General features: G+C 38.1%; 14 protein-coding genes and 1 riboswitch. Of the genes, 10 read left to right on the top strand and 4 right to left on the bottom strand.

Going from position 1 to position 14810, the window contains the following annotated elements:
• Positions 1 to 35: 35 nt before the first annotated feature.
• The 6 genes from C9J36_RS15085 (at position 36) to C9J36_RS15120 (ending at position 6987) form a co-directional block, all read left to right on the top strand.
• On the top strand, positions 36 to 788 hold the full coding sequence (locus C9J36_RS15085; protein WP_107943633.1) for a DeoR/GlpR family DNA-binding transcription regulator: 753 nt from the start codon (positions 36 to 38) through the stop codon (positions 786 to 788).
• Positions 785 to 1696: a 1-phosphofructokinase gene (gene pfkB, locus C9J36_RS15090; RefSeq protein ID WP_107943634.1), complete on the top strand. Its 912-nt coding sequence runs from the start codon at positions 785 to 787 to the stop codon at positions 1694 to 1696. The genes C9J36_RS15085 and pfkB overlap by 4 nt, the downstream gene beginning before the upstream one ends.
• Before the next feature lie 13 nt (positions 1697 to 1709).
• The gene (locus tag C9J36_RS15095; protein ID WP_107943635.1) at positions 1710 to 3581 is read left to right on the top strand and encodes a PTS fructose transporter subunit IIABC; all 1872 of its coding nucleotides are present in this window, start codon (positions 1710 to 1712) and stop codon (positions 3579 to 3581) included.
• A gap of 102 nt (positions 3582 to 3683) precedes the next feature.
• A riboswitch (TPP riboswitch) is annotated at positions 3684 to 3791 on the top strand.
• A gap of 91 nt (positions 3792 to 3882) precedes the next feature.
• Complete coding sequence (gene thiT, locus C9J36_RS15100) at positions 3883 to 4437, top strand: energy-coupled thiamine transporter ThiT (RefSeq protein ID WP_107943636.1); 555 nt, start codon at positions 3883 to 3885, stop codon at positions 4435 to 4437.
• A gap of 1462 nt (positions 4438 to 5899) precedes the next feature.
• Positions 5900 to 6652 carry a type I methionyl aminopeptidase gene (gene map, locus C9J36_RS15115; RefSeq protein ID WP_066164776.1) on the top strand — a complete coding sequence of 251 codons (753 nt, stop codon included), beginning with the start codon at positions 5900 to 5902 and terminating at the stop codon, positions 6650 to 6652.
• A 128-nt stretch (positions 6653 to 6780) separates the two neighbouring features.
• Positions 6781 to 6987 carry a hypothetical protein gene (locus C9J36_RS15120; RefSeq protein ID WP_107943638.1) on the top strand — a complete coding sequence of 69 codons (207 nt, stop codon included), beginning with the start codon at positions 6781 to 6783 and terminating at the stop codon, positions 6985 to 6987.
• Between the two features lie 17 nt (positions 6988 to 7004).
• On the opposite strand, the gene C9J36_RS15125 is transcribed toward C9J36_RS15120, so the two are convergent.
• Positions 7005 to 7706, bottom strand: a complete 702-nt coding sequence (locus tag C9J36_RS15125) for a hypothetical protein (RefSeq protein ID WP_082798979.1) — start codon at positions 7704 to 7706, stop codon at positions 7005 to 7007.
• 249 nt (positions 7707 to 7955) lie between these two features.
• Here C9J36_RS15125 and C9J36_RS15130 point away from each other — a divergent pair, with 249 nt between their 5' ends.
• Positions 7956 to 8774 (top strand): polyphosphate kinase 2 family protein, encoded by an 819-nt coding sequence (locus tag C9J36_RS15130; protein WP_066164969.1) that lies wholly within the window; start codon positions 7956 to 7958, stop codon positions 8772 to 8774.
• 658 nt (positions 8775 to 9432) lie between these two features.
• A complete protein-coding gene (locus C9J36_RS15135; protein WP_107943639.1) occupies positions 9433 to 10041 on the top strand; it encodes a GNAT family N-acetyltransferase in 609 nt (202 codons plus the stop codon).
• 158 nt (positions 10042 to 10199) lie between these two features.
• Here the strand turns inward: C9J36_RS15135 and C9J36_RS15140 are convergent, their stop codons facing one another.
• From C9J36_RS15140 to C9J36_RS15145, 3 genes are all read right to left on the bottom strand, one after another.
• Positions 10200 to 10766, bottom strand: coding sequence for a beta-class carbonic anhydrase (locus C9J36_RS15140; RefSeq protein WP_066164779.1), 567 nt, complete (start codon positions 10764 to 10766; stop codon positions 10200 to 10202).
• 742 nt (positions 10767 to 11508) lie between these two features.
• On the bottom strand, positions 11509 to 11667 hold the full coding sequence (locus C9J36_RS17440) for a hypothetical protein (protein WP_201261965.1): 159 nt from the start codon (positions 11665 to 11667) through the stop codon (positions 11509 to 11511).
• Positions 11668 to 11797: 130 nt separating this feature from the next.
• A complete protein-coding gene (locus C9J36_RS15145; RefSeq protein WP_107943640.1) occupies positions 11798 to 13033 on the bottom strand; it encodes an aminopeptidase in 1236 nt (411 codons plus the stop codon).
• Between the two features lie 181 nt (positions 13034 to 13214).
• Between C9J36_RS15145 and motA the strand changes: the two genes are divergently transcribed.
• The gene (gene motA, locus C9J36_RS15150) at positions 13215 to 14015 is read left to right on the top strand and encodes a flagellar motor stator protein MotA (RefSeq protein ID WP_066164783.1); all 801 of its coding nucleotides are present in this window, start codon (positions 13215 to 13217) and stop codon (positions 14013 to 14015) included.
• Positions 13999 to 14766 (top strand): flagellar motor protein MotB, encoded by a 768-nt coding sequence (motB, locus tag C9J36_RS15155; protein WP_066164786.1) that lies wholly within the window; start codon positions 13999 to 14001, stop codon positions 14764 to 14766. The genes motA and motB overlap by 17 nt, the downstream gene beginning before the upstream one ends.
• The last annotated feature ends 44 nt before the right edge of the window (positions 14767 to 14810 follow it).

Consider the following 14810-nt stretch of genomic DNA (forward strand, 5'->3'; position numbering starts at 1 on the left):
TATTATATAGCTAATAGTATGTTGGGGGTGGAACGATGCTAACAGTTGAGCGACAGCATTTAATTCGTGAGCTTTTAAAACAACAAGAGATTGTAACGATGCAAGAATTAATTGAAATAACGAAAGCGTCCGAATCAACAATCCGCAGAGATTTAATTCAATTAGAGCGCGCTAAAATATTAAAGCGCATTCATGGAGGCGCTTCAAGATTGCAAGGCAAATTAATTGAGCCAAGTATTTCTGAAAAATCCTTCAAAAACCTTCAGGAGAAAAAAGCACTTGCTGCTTATGCAGCGAGCTTTGTAGATGATGGTGATTGCATTTATTTAGATGCTGGAACGACGGTTTATGAAATGATTCCTTATTTACAGCAGAAAGAAGTAGTTGTTGTCACAAACAGTGTGCATCATCTTGATTTATTAATAGAAAATAATATTAAAACTTATTTAATCGGTGGTGCAATTAAGCATAAAACAAAGGCAATGATTGGACGTGGTGCGCTAATTAGCCTTGAGCAATATCGTTTTGATAAATGCTTTATTGGGGCAAATGGTGTACACCTTGAATATGGCTATACAACGCCAGATCCAGAAGAAGCGATGCTTAAAAAAGCAGCTATACAATTAGCGCGGGAAGCATATGTGCTAGTAGATGCTTCGAAATTCGAGGAAGTATATTTTGCTAAAATAGCTGATTTGCAGGAAGCGACAATTATTACAAATGAAATTAAAAATAATATGCGAAAAACATTGCATGCAAAAACTAAAGTAAAGGTGGTCGAAGCATGATTTACACGATGACATTAAATCCATCTATTGATTATATCGTGGAAGTAACACCTTTTCAGCTAGGTGCACTCAATCTTATTCAAAAAGAAGCAAAATTTCCAGGGGGCAAAGGAATAAATGTTTCGCAAGTGTTGAAGCGATTAGGGACAGATAGCAAGGCATTAGGATTTGTAGGAGGCTTTACAGGTAATTATATTGTGAATGCTTTACAGCAAAAGGGAATAGCGACGGATTTTGTTCATGTTCAAGAGGATACGCGCATTAATATTAAGCTTAAGACGGGACAGGAGACGGAAGTCAATGGACGTGGACCGACAATTCAAGAGCTGGAGCTAGCAAATTTATTGAATAAAATTAATCGATTGGCTGATGGGGATGTACTTGTATTAGCAGGAAGTATTCCACAGTGTCTGCCGGCAACAATTTATGAAACAATGGCAGCGACAGTGACGCAAAAAGGTGCGAAGGTAGTTGTTGATACAACAGGCGAAGTATTATTAAATGTTTTGCCAAATAGCCCATTTTTAATTAAGCCGAACCATCATGAGCTTGGTGAGTTATTTAATGTCACGATAGAAACTATAGAAGAGGCAATTCCTTATGGGAAGCGACTTGTTGAAATGGGCGCACAGCATGTGATTGTTTCAATGGCTGGTGCTGGTGCTTTGTTATTCAGCAAGGAGTTGGCACTTTATGCAAATGTACCGAAGGGTGTACTGAAAAATTCAGTAGGTGCAGGCGACTCTGTCGTGGCAGGGTTTTTGAGTTGTTATTTTCGCATGGGAGATGTGCAGCAGGCATTTCGGTATGGGGTGGCTTCTGGTAGTGCTACGGCCTTTTCATTAGAGCTATGTACGCAAGCAGAAGTAGAGGATCTACTGCCGCAAATTCAATTAATTCACGTATAAGGGGGAGAGAAGGATGAGGATTACTGAGCTGTTGAAAAAAGACACGATGATTTTAAATTTAGCTTCAACATCTAAAGAGGCGGTGATTGATGAGCTAGTATCGAAATTAGATGTGGCTAATAGATTAGTAGATGCTAAAGCCTTTAAAGAAGCTATTTTAACACGCGAAGCACAAAGTACGACAGGTATCGGGGAAGGGGTGGCGATACCACATGCTAAAACAAACGCAGTGCGCACGCCAGCACTCGCTTTTGGACGCTCACAGGCGGGTGTTGATTTTGAGGCATTAGACGGTCAGCCAAGTCATTTGTTTTTTATGATAGCTGCCTCAGAGGGGGCGAACAATACGCATTTAGAAACATTATCGCGCTTATCGATGCTATTAATGGATGCGGCATTCCGTGAGCAGTTATTGAAGGCACAATCAGAGGATGAAATTTTAGCACTTATTGATAGTCAGGATCATGAGGATGAAGAACAACCAATAGTGTCAGCAAAGTCAGTAGCTTCACCCGAGGCAAAAATTTTAGCTGTAACTGCGTGCCCAACAGGTATTGCTCATACGTATATGGCTGCTGATGCACTTAAAACAAAGGCTGCTGAAATGGGTGTGGATATTAAAGTTGAAACGAATGGCTCAACAGGTGTGAAAAATACACTTACAGCAGAGGAAATTGCGGGAGCAACAGCAATTATTGTAGCAGCGGATAAACAGGTTGAGATGGCACGATTTACAGGTAAGCATGTTATTCAAGTACCAGTAGCAGATGGAATTCGAAAAACGCAGCAGTTAATTGAGCGTGCGTTAGAGCAAGATGCACCTATTTATACAGCAACAGGAAAACAGGAAGGTACAGAAAAGGAGAAGCGCTCAGGCTTTTACAAGCACTTAATGAATGGTGTGTCAAATATGCTTCCGTTTGTTGTTGGTGGCGGTATTTTAATCGCAATATCGTTTATGTTTGGAATTAAAGCATTTGACCCGACAGATCCTTCTTATCATCCAATTGCCGAAGCATTGAATACAATCGGTGGTGGTAATGCATTTGGTTTAATGATTCCAGTATTAGCGGCATTTATCGCAATGAGTATTGCAGACCGTCCGGGCTTTGCACCGGGGATGGTCGGTGGTTTCATGGCAGCAACAGGTGGAGCAGGTTTTTTAGGTGGTTTGATTGCAGGTTTTTTAGCGGGTTATTTAGTGCTTGGTCTGAAAAAAGTATTTGATAAATTGCCTACGTCACTAGAAGGAATTAAGCCTGTACTGCTTTATCCTCTATTTGGCATTTTATTTACAGGACTTATTATGATGTACATTATAATAGAGCCTGTAAAAGGAGTAAATGAGGCAATTACATCGTGGTTATCTAGCCTCGGGACAGGAAACTTAGTTATGCTTGGTTTATTGCTTGGTGGTATGATGGCAGTTGATATGGGTGGACCGATTAATAAAGCGGCCTTTACATTCGGTATCGCTATGATTGATGCTGGAAATTTTGCACCACATGCAGCAGTAATGGCAGGGGGTATGGTGCCACCATTAGGTTTAGCACTTGCGACAACATTTTTCAAACGCAAATTTTCCAAAAGGGAAAGAGACGCAGGGAAAACATGCTATATTATGGGCGCATCTTTCATTACAGAGGGCGCAATTCCATTTGCAGCAGCAGACCCAGTCCGAGTGATTCCAGCTTCAATTATAGGTGCAGCAGTAGCAGGGGCATTAACGATGATATTTGGTATTGGACTTCCTGCGCCACATGGTGGTGTATTCGTTTTCCCTGTTGTTGAAGGAAACCCAATCCTATACTTGCTAGCAGTAATAGTAGGTTCCATTGTCACAGCGCTTATTGTTGGCTTATTGAAAAAGCCAGTAGCTGAATAACTAGATATGCATTAGTTAACTACTTTCAGTAATCCACTAAAACGTATTGAAATACAAAGCGATATTCAGTACAATGAAACTGTTCTAACAAATAAATCATCATATGACCACAAGGGGAGCCGATTAAGTCGGCTGAGATTGTACACTCGTTGTACTGACTCTTTGAACCTGTAAGTTAAAGCTTGCGTAGGGATGTGGATAGAAACCGACTTCTAAGCGATGTTAGGCTCTGTCCTAACATTGCTTTTTTGTTTTCTATTCTTCCTCTTGGTTCCAATGAACAAAAGAAAGGAGACTTGTTATGAACAATAAAAATTTAGTAATTTTAATGGAAATCGCGATTATGGCAGGACTTAGCTTTATTTTAGGCAAGCTGGCATTTAGTCTTCCACAGGGCGGCTCAATAAGCTTTGGCATGCTACCAATTGTATTAGTAGCGTTTAGACATGGTGTACTTGCTGGTATGGCAACAGGATTTCTTGAGGGGATAATCAGTGCGATGATGGGCGGCTATATTTTGCATTGGTTTCAGGCCGTTTTAGATTTTGGGCTAGCCTCAACGGTAGTTGGTTTGGCAGCAGTAATGCGCAAGCCACTATTAAATGCGCTTCATGAAAAAAATAAAAAAGCGATTACACAATATATGACGATAGGCGTTTTGCTCGGTGCTACTCTTTCGTTTATTACGCATGTGTTATCAGGTGTTGTGTTCTTCTCTCAATATGCAGGAGACCAAAACCCATGGATTTACTCAATTATTTATAATGCAACACATATGATTCCGTCTGCTATTTTAACAATAATTGTAGGCTCTTTATTGTATTCAACTGCGCCAAGACTATTAAAGGTAGCATAAAGTAAAATATCAAGGGGTTATCTGAAAAATCATTTTGAGACGACCACTTTGTACCGAAAGCGAAGCGATAGGTACAGCATTTTAGCGAATATTTGATATAGAAGTAGGGAGGCTGTCCAAAAAGCCGTGCATAGCGGGCATTTTGGACAGTAGCGATGATGTTTCACAAAATGTTGATTCATATAAACAGAGAACGCCTCTTTTAAAAATGTGATGAACATGGGCTTTAGCAGCGCTATCCTTCAGTAAAAGGGAAGCGATGAAAACACTTATTTCAATGCGGTGTCAAAATAAAATAGACTTTTCGGACAACTCCCTTTGGTAGTTGATTAAAATGAATGAAATTTTCAGCCAAGAGCTATAGCAATAAGCAGTCCAAAGGATATTGAACAAATTAGGATAATTGGGACTAATAGAAGACCTATATATCTTAATAATCTACTCCCTGTTTTCATTTTGAAGCCTAAAACCCCCACTACAAAGCTCAAGATAAAACAAAGCAGTCCTACGCCACAAAATATATAAAACAAGGTTACCTCCCAAGTAGTAAGAGGCGGTGGTCCTCCAGGCGTAGCTATACTTCTATTCCACCCTACTGACACACTTGATAGAATAAAAAATAGCATGCCTAAAACTGCAAGAATTATTGAATATATGGAAAGCCTATTCATAAAAAACCCTCCTAATCAAACCATTTATAATTGATGATTTTAGCAAAGAAGAAAGGGCTGTCTTAAAAATCGAGCTTCTCCTCAGTACAATGAAAAATTAGCTTTATGCTTATTTTAAATTTTACGCCTTGGCATAATTGATTTGAATAAGCAATACCAAAAACGACCAAAATACCGACTTAGCACGGTTGCCTCCTAAAGCGTTTCTTTTAATAATGCTTTAATACGTCGTTTATCCGCATACATACTTTGATAAATCCAAAGACCTTGCTTATAAAAAATATCAGCAGATAAACGAAAGCCTAAAGAAAGGGCAATTACGTGAAATAATACGGGCATGTAAAAAAGAATATCGATTAACCAACTTGTTTGAAGGTGGCAATATTTCACTAGTAATACATACATTAAATGCAAAAGAGTAGAAAGGAAAACTAAAATACCCAAACCCGTTACTATCGATATATAAAATGGGACGTATAATGTAAAAAGCCTCCCAATAATACAAAGCAAAAACTTAGTAACGCAATACTTAATAACCTTGTTTCTGTCATTTTAAAATTATTAAGTAATAACTTAACAATGATAGATGTTAAAATGAAAATAGGGATGATAAATAATACTAAATAAATAGCTAAGCTTGTCATTGCATCACCTCATGCGTTTGAGTAAATGCTTAATTATTGAAATTCTCGGAAAATTTATAATTTTGTTAATGGAAGTCCATTATACAATTTATTTGTACATTTGTGGTATAGTAATTAAAGATTTTCTTTAAAGGAAGGGCGTTTAAGATGATTGTAACTACTCAAGAAGAATTAGATGCGTTTAAAAAGATTGGTCGTATCGTCGCGGAAATCCGTGAGGCGATGAAATCTGCTACGAAGCCAGGTGTTACAACAAAAGAACTAGATGAAATAGCTGGACGCATGTTTGAGGAGGCAGGTGCGCTGTCTGGACCTAAAGGAGAGTATGATTTCCCAGGGTATACTTGCATTAGTGTGAATCACGAGGTTGCACATGGTATCCCTGGTGATAAAGTAATTCAAGAGGGCGATTTAGTCAATATTGATGTATCAGGCTCCTACAACGGCTATTTTGCAGATACAGGCATCTCTTTCGTTGTTGGTGAAGGCTATGCCGATAAGGAAAAATTGTGTACTGTAGCAAAATCTGCTTTTGAACGTGCAATGACGAAAGTAAAAGCAGGTTCAAAATTGAATCAAATCGGAAAAGCGGTTGAGCGCGAGGCCAATGCAAATGGGCTAACAGTCATTATGAATTTAACAGGACATGGTTTAGGGCGTTCACTGCACGAAGCACCTGACCATATTTTAAATTACTATGATGCGTGGGATTCAACAATTATGACAGAGGGTATGGTGCTTGCTGTTGAGCCTTTTATCTCAGCGAAGGCAGAGCATATCGTTGAAGCAGGTGATGGTTGGACATTTATTACTCCAGATAAATCACTTGTTGCACAAATTGAGCATTCTATTATTGTGACAAAGAATAAACCAATAATTTTAACAGAGCTAGAAGATTAAAGAAATAGGGGCTGTATGAAAAGCGTATGAATAAACCGCTTATCATACAGCTCTTTGCTGTTTTGTTGAAAACATTAAGAAGCTCCCTCTATGCTAACCACATAATTAACATCTAGGACCAATGTTTTTTGCGACGAGTAACCGTAGGAGCACATGTTTTTTATACCGATAACAAGGCGACAGATATAGAAGTTTCCAAACCCTACAGCTGGCGAGATAATACCTTTGTTAAGCTCATTTCAGCAGGTGTTCAAACATCTGCTGATAAAGAGGAATTCAGTCTTTGTCACTGGACGGCTAAACAGCTTGAAAAAATCAATTATACCGAGGTGTAATTGATTTTTTTACAGCATTAATTATTCTTGCTTTTCGAAAAAATAAGAGAGGCAACGAGCACAGCGCTTAAAAATAGCGCCGCAGCTGTTACAAATAGCTCTTCAAACCCATTATGCCATGCAATACCTAAATAGCCCCAAATAAATATGGAAGGTAGTAGCCTATCAAAATAACGATAACGAAAATGAAGTGCCATTGCAGCCCCGATAGTTAATAAAATAACAGCCCATAAAGCATTACTTAACCCTAAGCCATGCCAATTATTATAAACCATCGTATATGAGAAAAAGACATATGTTAAAAATAGCATCCAGCCAAAAAATAATGAGATTGCTACACGCTCTTGGCGCGGCTTCCTCTTTAAGGAATATGTCCGATAAAGCATAAAGAGCGAAAGAAGCTGTATCATTAATAGTAAAAGCGCGATAATATGATGCTCCGCATGCCAACTGACGAAAAAGCTAATGAGAAAAATATAAGCTAATAGAAGCAATGACAGTTGTATAGAAGTTTGATGGCGTTTGCGTAGAGAGTATATTATTAATCCTATAAAAACAGCTAGCCAATATAAATAAACATAACTAGCGGGAGAAAATAATAGGGGTAAACGATTGATGCTGTCCAATGTTGAAAACCCGAATAAATGACGCCAAAATGTATGTATTGTAAAAAGTATTGTTAAAATTGTAGAGCTGAACAAAAATGTAGTTCGAGCCATATAGCCCTCCCCTTTCCGTAAAAAATTATATATCTTTTATTTCGCTCCCACAACTAAAAGACAGGATAGACGTCCAAAATATCATACAGTAGTTGGCACTTTGGACACTGACTATTTTTTATAGTTTTTTAAATACTTCCACCGCTTACCTATATGCTTGTCGTTCTAAATAGGATAGAATAATAATAATTTACTGATTAAGGAGTGGGAAAATTGAAAAAGTTAAGCGATTTAGATTTAACATTAAGCATGGATAAAAAAATGTATAAAAAGAAACTTAAAGTGCTGCAATATGAAATGCTCAATGCACAACAGTTTTTATTTAATAATAAAATCGGCTTAATTTTTGTATTTGAAGGAATGGATGCTGCTGGCAAAGGTGGCGCAATTAAGCGATTAACAGAGCGTATAGACCCTCGAGGATTAGTCGTGCATCCAATTTCTGCTCCCCAGCCACATGAGCTACGTTATAATTATTTACATCGTTTTTGGCGTAAATTACCACAGCATGGGCAAATTGCGATATTTGACCGTTCCTGGTATGGGCGGGTGCTTGTTGAGCGCCTAGAAGGCTTTGCTACAAAAGACGAGTGGAGTAGGGCATATGAAGAAATAAATAACTTCGAAAAGCTCCTAACGGACGGTGAATATATCGTTATTAAGTTTTGGCTACATATCGATGAGGATGAACAGTTAAAACGTTTTACTGAACGGGCAGAGGATCCTTATAAAGCTTGGAAGCTAACAGATGAGGATTGGCGCAATCGAGAAAAATTTAAAGATTACACAGCAGCCGCAGATGATATATTCGCTAAAACTGATAGTAAGCGAGCTCCTTGGGTTTTAATACCTGGAAATGATAAATTATATGCACGTGTGCAAGTATTAAAGGAAACGCTAGCTCATATAGAGAAGGAAGCGGAAAGAAGAGGCTTGCATTTAGTCAATCAATTGGACAATATCCCGCAACAATTTGAGGAAGAGGCAATTGTAGCAGAGGAGCAGGTAAAAGAAACTGTCACTAAGCCGAAAAATGTTGTAAAAAGTAAAAGGCGAAAGTATAAATAAGTAAGGAGTTGTCCGAAAAGTTCATTTTGTTTTGCCAGCGCATTGAAATCGATGTTTTCATCGCTTCCCTTTTACTGAAGGATAACGCTGCTAAAGTCAATGTTCATCCCATTTTTAAAAGAGGCGTTCTCTGTTTATCGCGTATTAACAAATTTTGTTTGCGACGAGTAACCGCAGGAGCAGGCTGTAATACCCCCACTTCAAAACAGCAGATAAAAACAAGATGTTTAAGTGGGGGATCAAACAGCCTGTAAAAACTAAGAATGAGGCCAACACGATGTTGGTCACACAAGCGTTTTCGCAGGATGCGAAGATTCTAGCTTGTGTTCCTCTATCACCAATCAGTGGGGGGCAAAGCCCCCACTGATTGAAGGTTCACTTTATAGGAATCAACATTTTGTGAAACATCATCGCTACTGTCCAAAATGCCCGCTATGCACGGCTTTTTGGACAGCCCCATCGGCTAAATTTTGTGTACCTACCGTTTCGCTTTCGGAACAAAGAAGCCGTTTCAAAATGACTTTTCAGGTGGCTCTATTAGATATTAGCCTCATAAAATTGATGCCTTACAGTCTGTCAATATGAGGTAAAGTATAATCTGTTTTTACTTACGAAAAAATTTTTAGGAGAAGGCGCTTTCTTTAGCGATGTATAAAAAATGTTAAAAGATTTTTTAAGCTTATTTCAAAAGAAAGGTGATACGGTGATTACTATTGCGTGTGAACGATGTGATTTACGAACTTTAGTAGAAGCGGACGCACCTAGTTTGGCTGTATTGTTAGCCGAAAATAAATATTTTTGGTCAACATATGAGCCACTACATCATCCTAATTTTTATACAGTGGAAACACAACGCAAAAAAATTATAGAAAGTTTATATTTGTTAGAGGAAAAACGTGAGTTTTCTTTTGGTATATTTGTAAAAGGAACAAATCGTTTAATTGGGCACATTTCTTTATATGCAGTAAAACAACTTCCTTATTCAAGCGCTTTTATTGGTTATTCAATGGATCAGCATTTTGCTGGAAAAGGCATTGCGACAGAGGCCACAAAAGCAGTTGTGAGATTTGCCTTTGAGCAAGTGGGAGTCCATCGTGTCGAGGCGTATGTAGCGCCGGCTAATACAGCTTCTATTCGCGTGTTAGAGAAGGCGGGGTTTGTTAAAGAGGGGCTATTACGTAAGCTATTATTTATTAACGGACAATGGGTAGACCACTATATGTATGCGTTATTGGTAGAGGATTCAAAAGAGCTGTATGAAAAATAAGCATTTTTCATACAGCTCTTGTTTTTTAAAGTAAGCTTTTGGCATTTGAGTAGCGTCTGGGCTAAACATGTGCTTTTCTTAAAGTATAGGCATTCTTTGAAAGTCTGAAAACATAGCCTTTAAACATTTCTCAAAAGTAGATTACACTTTCTTTCTTATTAAAGAAATTCGTGCCCATCCTGTACTAAGTCTAGGCGACCTGTACTTGGGTCGATGACAAGTCCATGAACAGGTATACCTTTAGGCATTAAAGGATGTGAACGGACGATGTCGACACTTTTTAAAACGCTTGTTGTTACATCTCCAAATCCACGTAGCCATTCACGCAAATCAACGCCAGAATAGCTAATAATATCAATCGTTTCTTGGCTAATACCACGTTCTTTCATGCTAGCAAGCACTTGATCTGGGTCAACAGCACTCATGCCACAATCATAGTGACCAATAATATAAATTTCATCTGCCTGTAGGGCATAAACAGCTACTAATAAGCTACGCATAATACCGCCAAATGGATGATTGACGATTGCCCCAGCGCTTTTTACAATTTTCACATCGCCATTGCGCAAATTCATCGCCTTTGGCAACAATTCAACGAGTCGTGTATCCATGCAAGAAAGGATAACGATTTTTTTATCAGGATATTTAGTCGTAATATAAGGCTCATATTGTTTATGTGCTACGAAAAATTCATTAAAATTTAAAATATCTTGTAATGAAGTCATATAGTTGCCCCTTTCCTTTACTACTAAATTGTAAAGCAAAATAGGAAGAATGCCAAATAGTAAAATTGCAGTCTTTTCCTTCAAAAATGACGACATCCACACAAAAAGAAGAGCATGTTAAAAAAGCCATTTTGAACATTCTCTTTGCAATGAAAGAAATAACAATACCGCAGGAGCAATTGTTTTGTATGCTGAAGATGAAGCAATAGGTACAGAAATTTTCTCCTTTCGAAAGATGTGGAATACACGTTGAAAAAGTTAAATAGGGGCTGACCAAAAAGCCGTGCATAGCGGGCGTTTTGGTCAGTAGCGATGATGTTTCACAAAATGTTGATTCCTATAAACAGAGAACGCCTCTTTTAAAAATGGGATGAACATTGACTTTAACAGCGTTATCCTTCAGTAAAAGGGGAGCGATGAAAACATTGATTTCAATGCGGTAACAAAACAAAATGGACTTTTCGGGCAACTCTAATTGTATATAGGAAATATTAAATGTTAAATTTCATTGAGGTATACCTATCGGCTGTATATCTTTATAAAGGGGGAAGGAGGTGTGCATCGCCTGCCTTTGATGATGTTTCATCAAAAAAGCTTTGGTTGGAGAGCTTCTTTGAAAATAGGAGTCATATTAGGTTTAGCAGCCTTTTTTCGGAGGTTAAAGTATGTAGGTGAAAATCAATTTTTTTAGTGCACTTATAAAACGAGGCTGTCTCAAAAGACAGCCTCGTAGTTCATTTTATTATTTTTTACTATCAATACGAGTAGAATCAGCTGAATTTAAGCCTACACGTAAGTAATGAATAAAGAACCATACAGAAATTAAAAGAACTACTGTAAAGCCAAGTACTGTTGTTAAGTACGTGGATGCAAGTGGATGATGATGATTAAAAATAAACATTACTTTATATCTCCCTTCATACAATCATTATTTAATATTATACATGAAAGCATGCTATCAAAGTAGAGCTAATTCATATTATTCGAATTTAATAGCTGAACTTATGTCAACATTTTGAAGGCAATTTCGACTAAAACGCCCAATTTCCATTGCGGAATATTGGCTCTTTTTCACCGTCAGCATTAATACCATCGATATTCATTTCACCTGAGCCAACCATAAAGTCAACATGTGTAATGCTCTGGTTTAAGCCATTTGCTAATAAATCCTCATGTGACATTGTTTTGCCACCTTCTAGGCAGAATGCGTAGGCGCTGCCGATAGCGAAATGGTTTGAGGCATTTTCATCAAATAAAGTATTAAAGAATAATAGACCTGATGCTGAAATTGGGGATTGATGTGGAACAAGTGCCACCTCCCCTAAATAGTGCGAGCCCTCATCTGTTTCTACTAATTGCTTTAATATTTCTTCACCTTGCTCTGCCTCAACGCCAACGATTCGACCATTTTCGAAAGTTAATTTAAAGTTGTCGATAATATTACCGCCATAGCTTAATGGCTTTGTGCTAGAAACATAACCATTTACACCTGTTTTATGCGGTACAGTAAATACTTCTTCCGTTGGCATATTTGCCATAAATTCGTGACCACGCTCGTTAACGCTACCTGCACCACACCATAAATGTCCGTTCGGCAAGTCAATTGTTAAATCTGTGCCGGGAGCTGTATAGTGTAGTTTTTCATATTTTTTAGCGTTTAAATAATCCACTTTTGCATGTAGTGTATTATCATGATTTTTCCATGCTTCAACTGGATTTTCTAAGTCAGCACGAGTCGCTTTGAAAATTGCCTCCCATAGCTCGTCCACTTGCTTATCTGCTGAGAGCTCTGGGAATACTTTAGCAGCCCACTCTTTAGAAGCTGCGGCAATTACCGTCCAACTAATTTTGTCTGATTGCACATATTGGCGATATTTATTTAAAGCCATGCCTGCTGCTTTTTGATTTGCCGCAATACGCTTCGTGTCAATACCTTTTAATAAATCTGGGCTTTGCGAAACAATGGACATAAATGCGGCCCCTTGTTCAGCTAACGATTCGCGTTCAAGTTTTTTCCATTCTGGGAAGAAATCAAAGGAATCCTCTGGCGCCAGCTCATAGCGCAAACGTGCGATTTCATCATCTGTAAAATCAACAAATACTTGACGTGCACCATTTTCGTAAGCTACTTTTGTAATTAAACGAACAAATGGCGCTACCTCTGTAGAAGCTTGAATAAAGAGATATTGATCCTTTTGGATATTTACTCCTATTTTTACAGCGAGTTCAGCATATTTTAATAAATTTTCTTCAAAGACTGTGCTCATTTTCTCATGTCCTCCAATATTTATATGATAAAAATCAAATGTATTGATACCATCTAATCAAATATACCGAAATTTGCAGAAAAATGCATTAATGCATCGAAAAAAAATGCAAATAAGATTATACTAAATGATAGAATACAATTATTAAATAAAAAGTATGGGTTATTGGAGGTTATACATAATGGATCTTTCCTCGTTAATAGGTATAATTTTGGCATTTGTTTCACTACTGACGGGTATGATATTAAAAGGGGTAAGCTTAGGTGCACTAGCAAATCCAGCTGCCATTTTAATCATTATTTTTGGTACAATATCCGCAGTAGTAATTGCCTTTCCTATGAAGGAATTAAAGCGAGTACCAAAACTATTTAAAGTGCTATTTACAGAAACAAAGTTAACAGGTGATATAGAAATCATTAAAATGTTTTCTCAATGGGCTGATTTAGCTCGTCGAGAAGGGTTGCTTGCCCTTGAAAGCAAAGCAGCGGAGATTGAAGACCCATTTCTAAAAAATGGCTTAACGCTTGCTATCGATGGACAAAATGCAGATTATATTCGCGATGTACTATCAGAGGAAGTAGAGGCGATGGAGGATCGCCATGCTAGTGGAGCCGCGATTTTTTCACAAGCGGGTACATATGCACCAACATTAGGGGTATTAGGGGCTGTAGTAGGTTTAATTGCTGCCTTGCGAGATTTAAGTGATATAGATGGATTAGGATATGCTATTTCAGCCGCCTTCGTTGCGACATTATTAGGGATTTTCACAGGTTATGTATTATGGCATCCATTTGCTAACAAATTGAAGCGAAAATCCTCTGTAGAAGCGAAGCAAAAGCGCATGATGATTGAAGGGATTTTATCTGTTCTTGAAGGAGAGGCACCACGTGTAATTGAACAAAAGCTGGCTTCTTACTTACCTTTAGAAGAACGTAAGCAAATCATGGAAAGCGGGGCGGGTGGCCTTGGCAAAGAGGCATAAAAAACATAAAAAGCATGAGGAACATATTGATGAGTCATGGTTAGTTCCATACGCTGATATATTAACACTGTTATTAGCTCTATTTATTGTTCTTTTTGCTTCTAGTTCAGTAGACCAGGAGAAGCTAGAAAGAATGTCGCAAGTATTCGGTCAAATATTTGATGGTGGGGCCGGAGTATTGGATAATCCGTCTATTCCAGATCATCCAGATGCAATAAGTGGTGAAATCACAGAACAAACAGTAAAGTATTTAAGAGACCAAGAAGAGCTGCAGCAAATTCAAGGGCGAATTGATGAATTCATTGCTATTAATGAACTAGAAGAGCAGTTTGAAACGAGCAGGACAGAAGAGGGCGGTGTGCTCATTCGAATTCGCGATAGCGTGCTTTTCGACCCGGGTAAAGCAGATGTCAAGCCAGAATATGCAGCAATTGCACAGGAGCTATCAAAAATTTTACAGTTGGACACACCGCGAAGTATTATTGTCACAGGGCATACAGACAATGTTCCTCATTACAGTGCAGAGTTTAAGTCCAATTGGGAGCTATCTGTCATGCGCGCAGTTAATTTCCTGAAAAATGTAATTGACAGCAATCCCGAGCTAGACTCAGAGCAGTTTAGTATTAGAGGCTTTGGTGAATTCAAGCCGATTGCTAACAACGATACAGTAGATGGGCGTGCCCAAAATCGCCGTGTTGAAGTATTAATCCAGCCATTAATATTAGAGGACGGCAGTGAGATTCATGAATAATTGAAGAAAAAGAGCTATGTGTAAGACTGAAAAAATTAATTTCG

Origin of the sequence: Metasolibacillus fluoroglycofenilyticus, assembly GCF_003049645.1 — a bacterium.
Taxonomy (GTDB): Bacteria; Bacillota; Bacilli; order Bacillales_A; family Planococcaceae; genus Metasolibacillus; species Metasolibacillus fluoroglycofenilyticus.

Bases quoted from the DNA above. Each gene is read 5' to 3' on its own strand.
- pfkB (WP_107943634.1), top strand. From the start codon at position 785: ATGATTTACACGATGACATTAAATCCATCTATTGATTATATCGTGGAA.
- C9J36_RS17440 (WP_201261965.1), bottom strand. From the start codon at position 11,667: ATGTTTATTTTTAATCATCATCATCCACTTGCATCCACGTACTTAACA.
- thiT (WP_107943636.1), top strand. From the start codon at position 3,883: ATGAACAATAAAAATTTAGTAATTTTAATGGAAATCGCGATTATGGCA.
- C9J36_RS15140 (WP_066164779.1), bottom strand. From the start codon at position 10,766: ATGACTTCATTACAAGATATTTTAAATTTTAATGAATTTTTCGTAGCA.
- C9J36_RS15135 (WP_107943639.1), top strand. From the start codon at position 9,433: ATGTTAAAAGATTTTTTAAGCTTATTTCAAAAGAAAGGTGATACGGTG.
- map (WP_066164776.1), top strand. From the start codon at position 5,900: ATGATTGTAACTACTCAAGAAGAATTAGATGCGTTTAAAAAGATTGGT.
- C9J36_RS15085 (WP_107943633.1), top strand. From the start codon at position 36: ATGCTAACAGTTGAGCGACAGCATTTAATTCGTGAGCTTTTAAAACAA.
- C9J36_RS15130 (WP_066164969.1), top strand. From the start codon at position 7,956: ATGGATAAAAAAATGTATAAAAAGAAACTTAAAGTGCTGCAATATGAA.
- motA (WP_066164783.1), top strand. From the start codon at position 13,215: ATGGATCTTTCCTCGTTAATAGGTATAATTTTGGCATTTGTTTCACTA.
- C9J36_RS15095 (WP_107943635.1), top strand. From the start codon at position 1,710: ATGAGGATTACTGAGCTGTTGAAAAAAGACACGATGATTTTAAATTTA.
- C9J36_RS15125 (WP_082798979.1), bottom strand. From the start codon at position 7,706: ATGGCTCGAACTACATTTTTGTTCAGCTCTACAATTTTAACAATACTT.
- C9J36_RS15145 (WP_107943640.1), bottom strand. From the start codon at position 13,033: ATGAGCACAGTCTTTGAAGAAAATTTATTAAAATATGCTGAACTCGCT.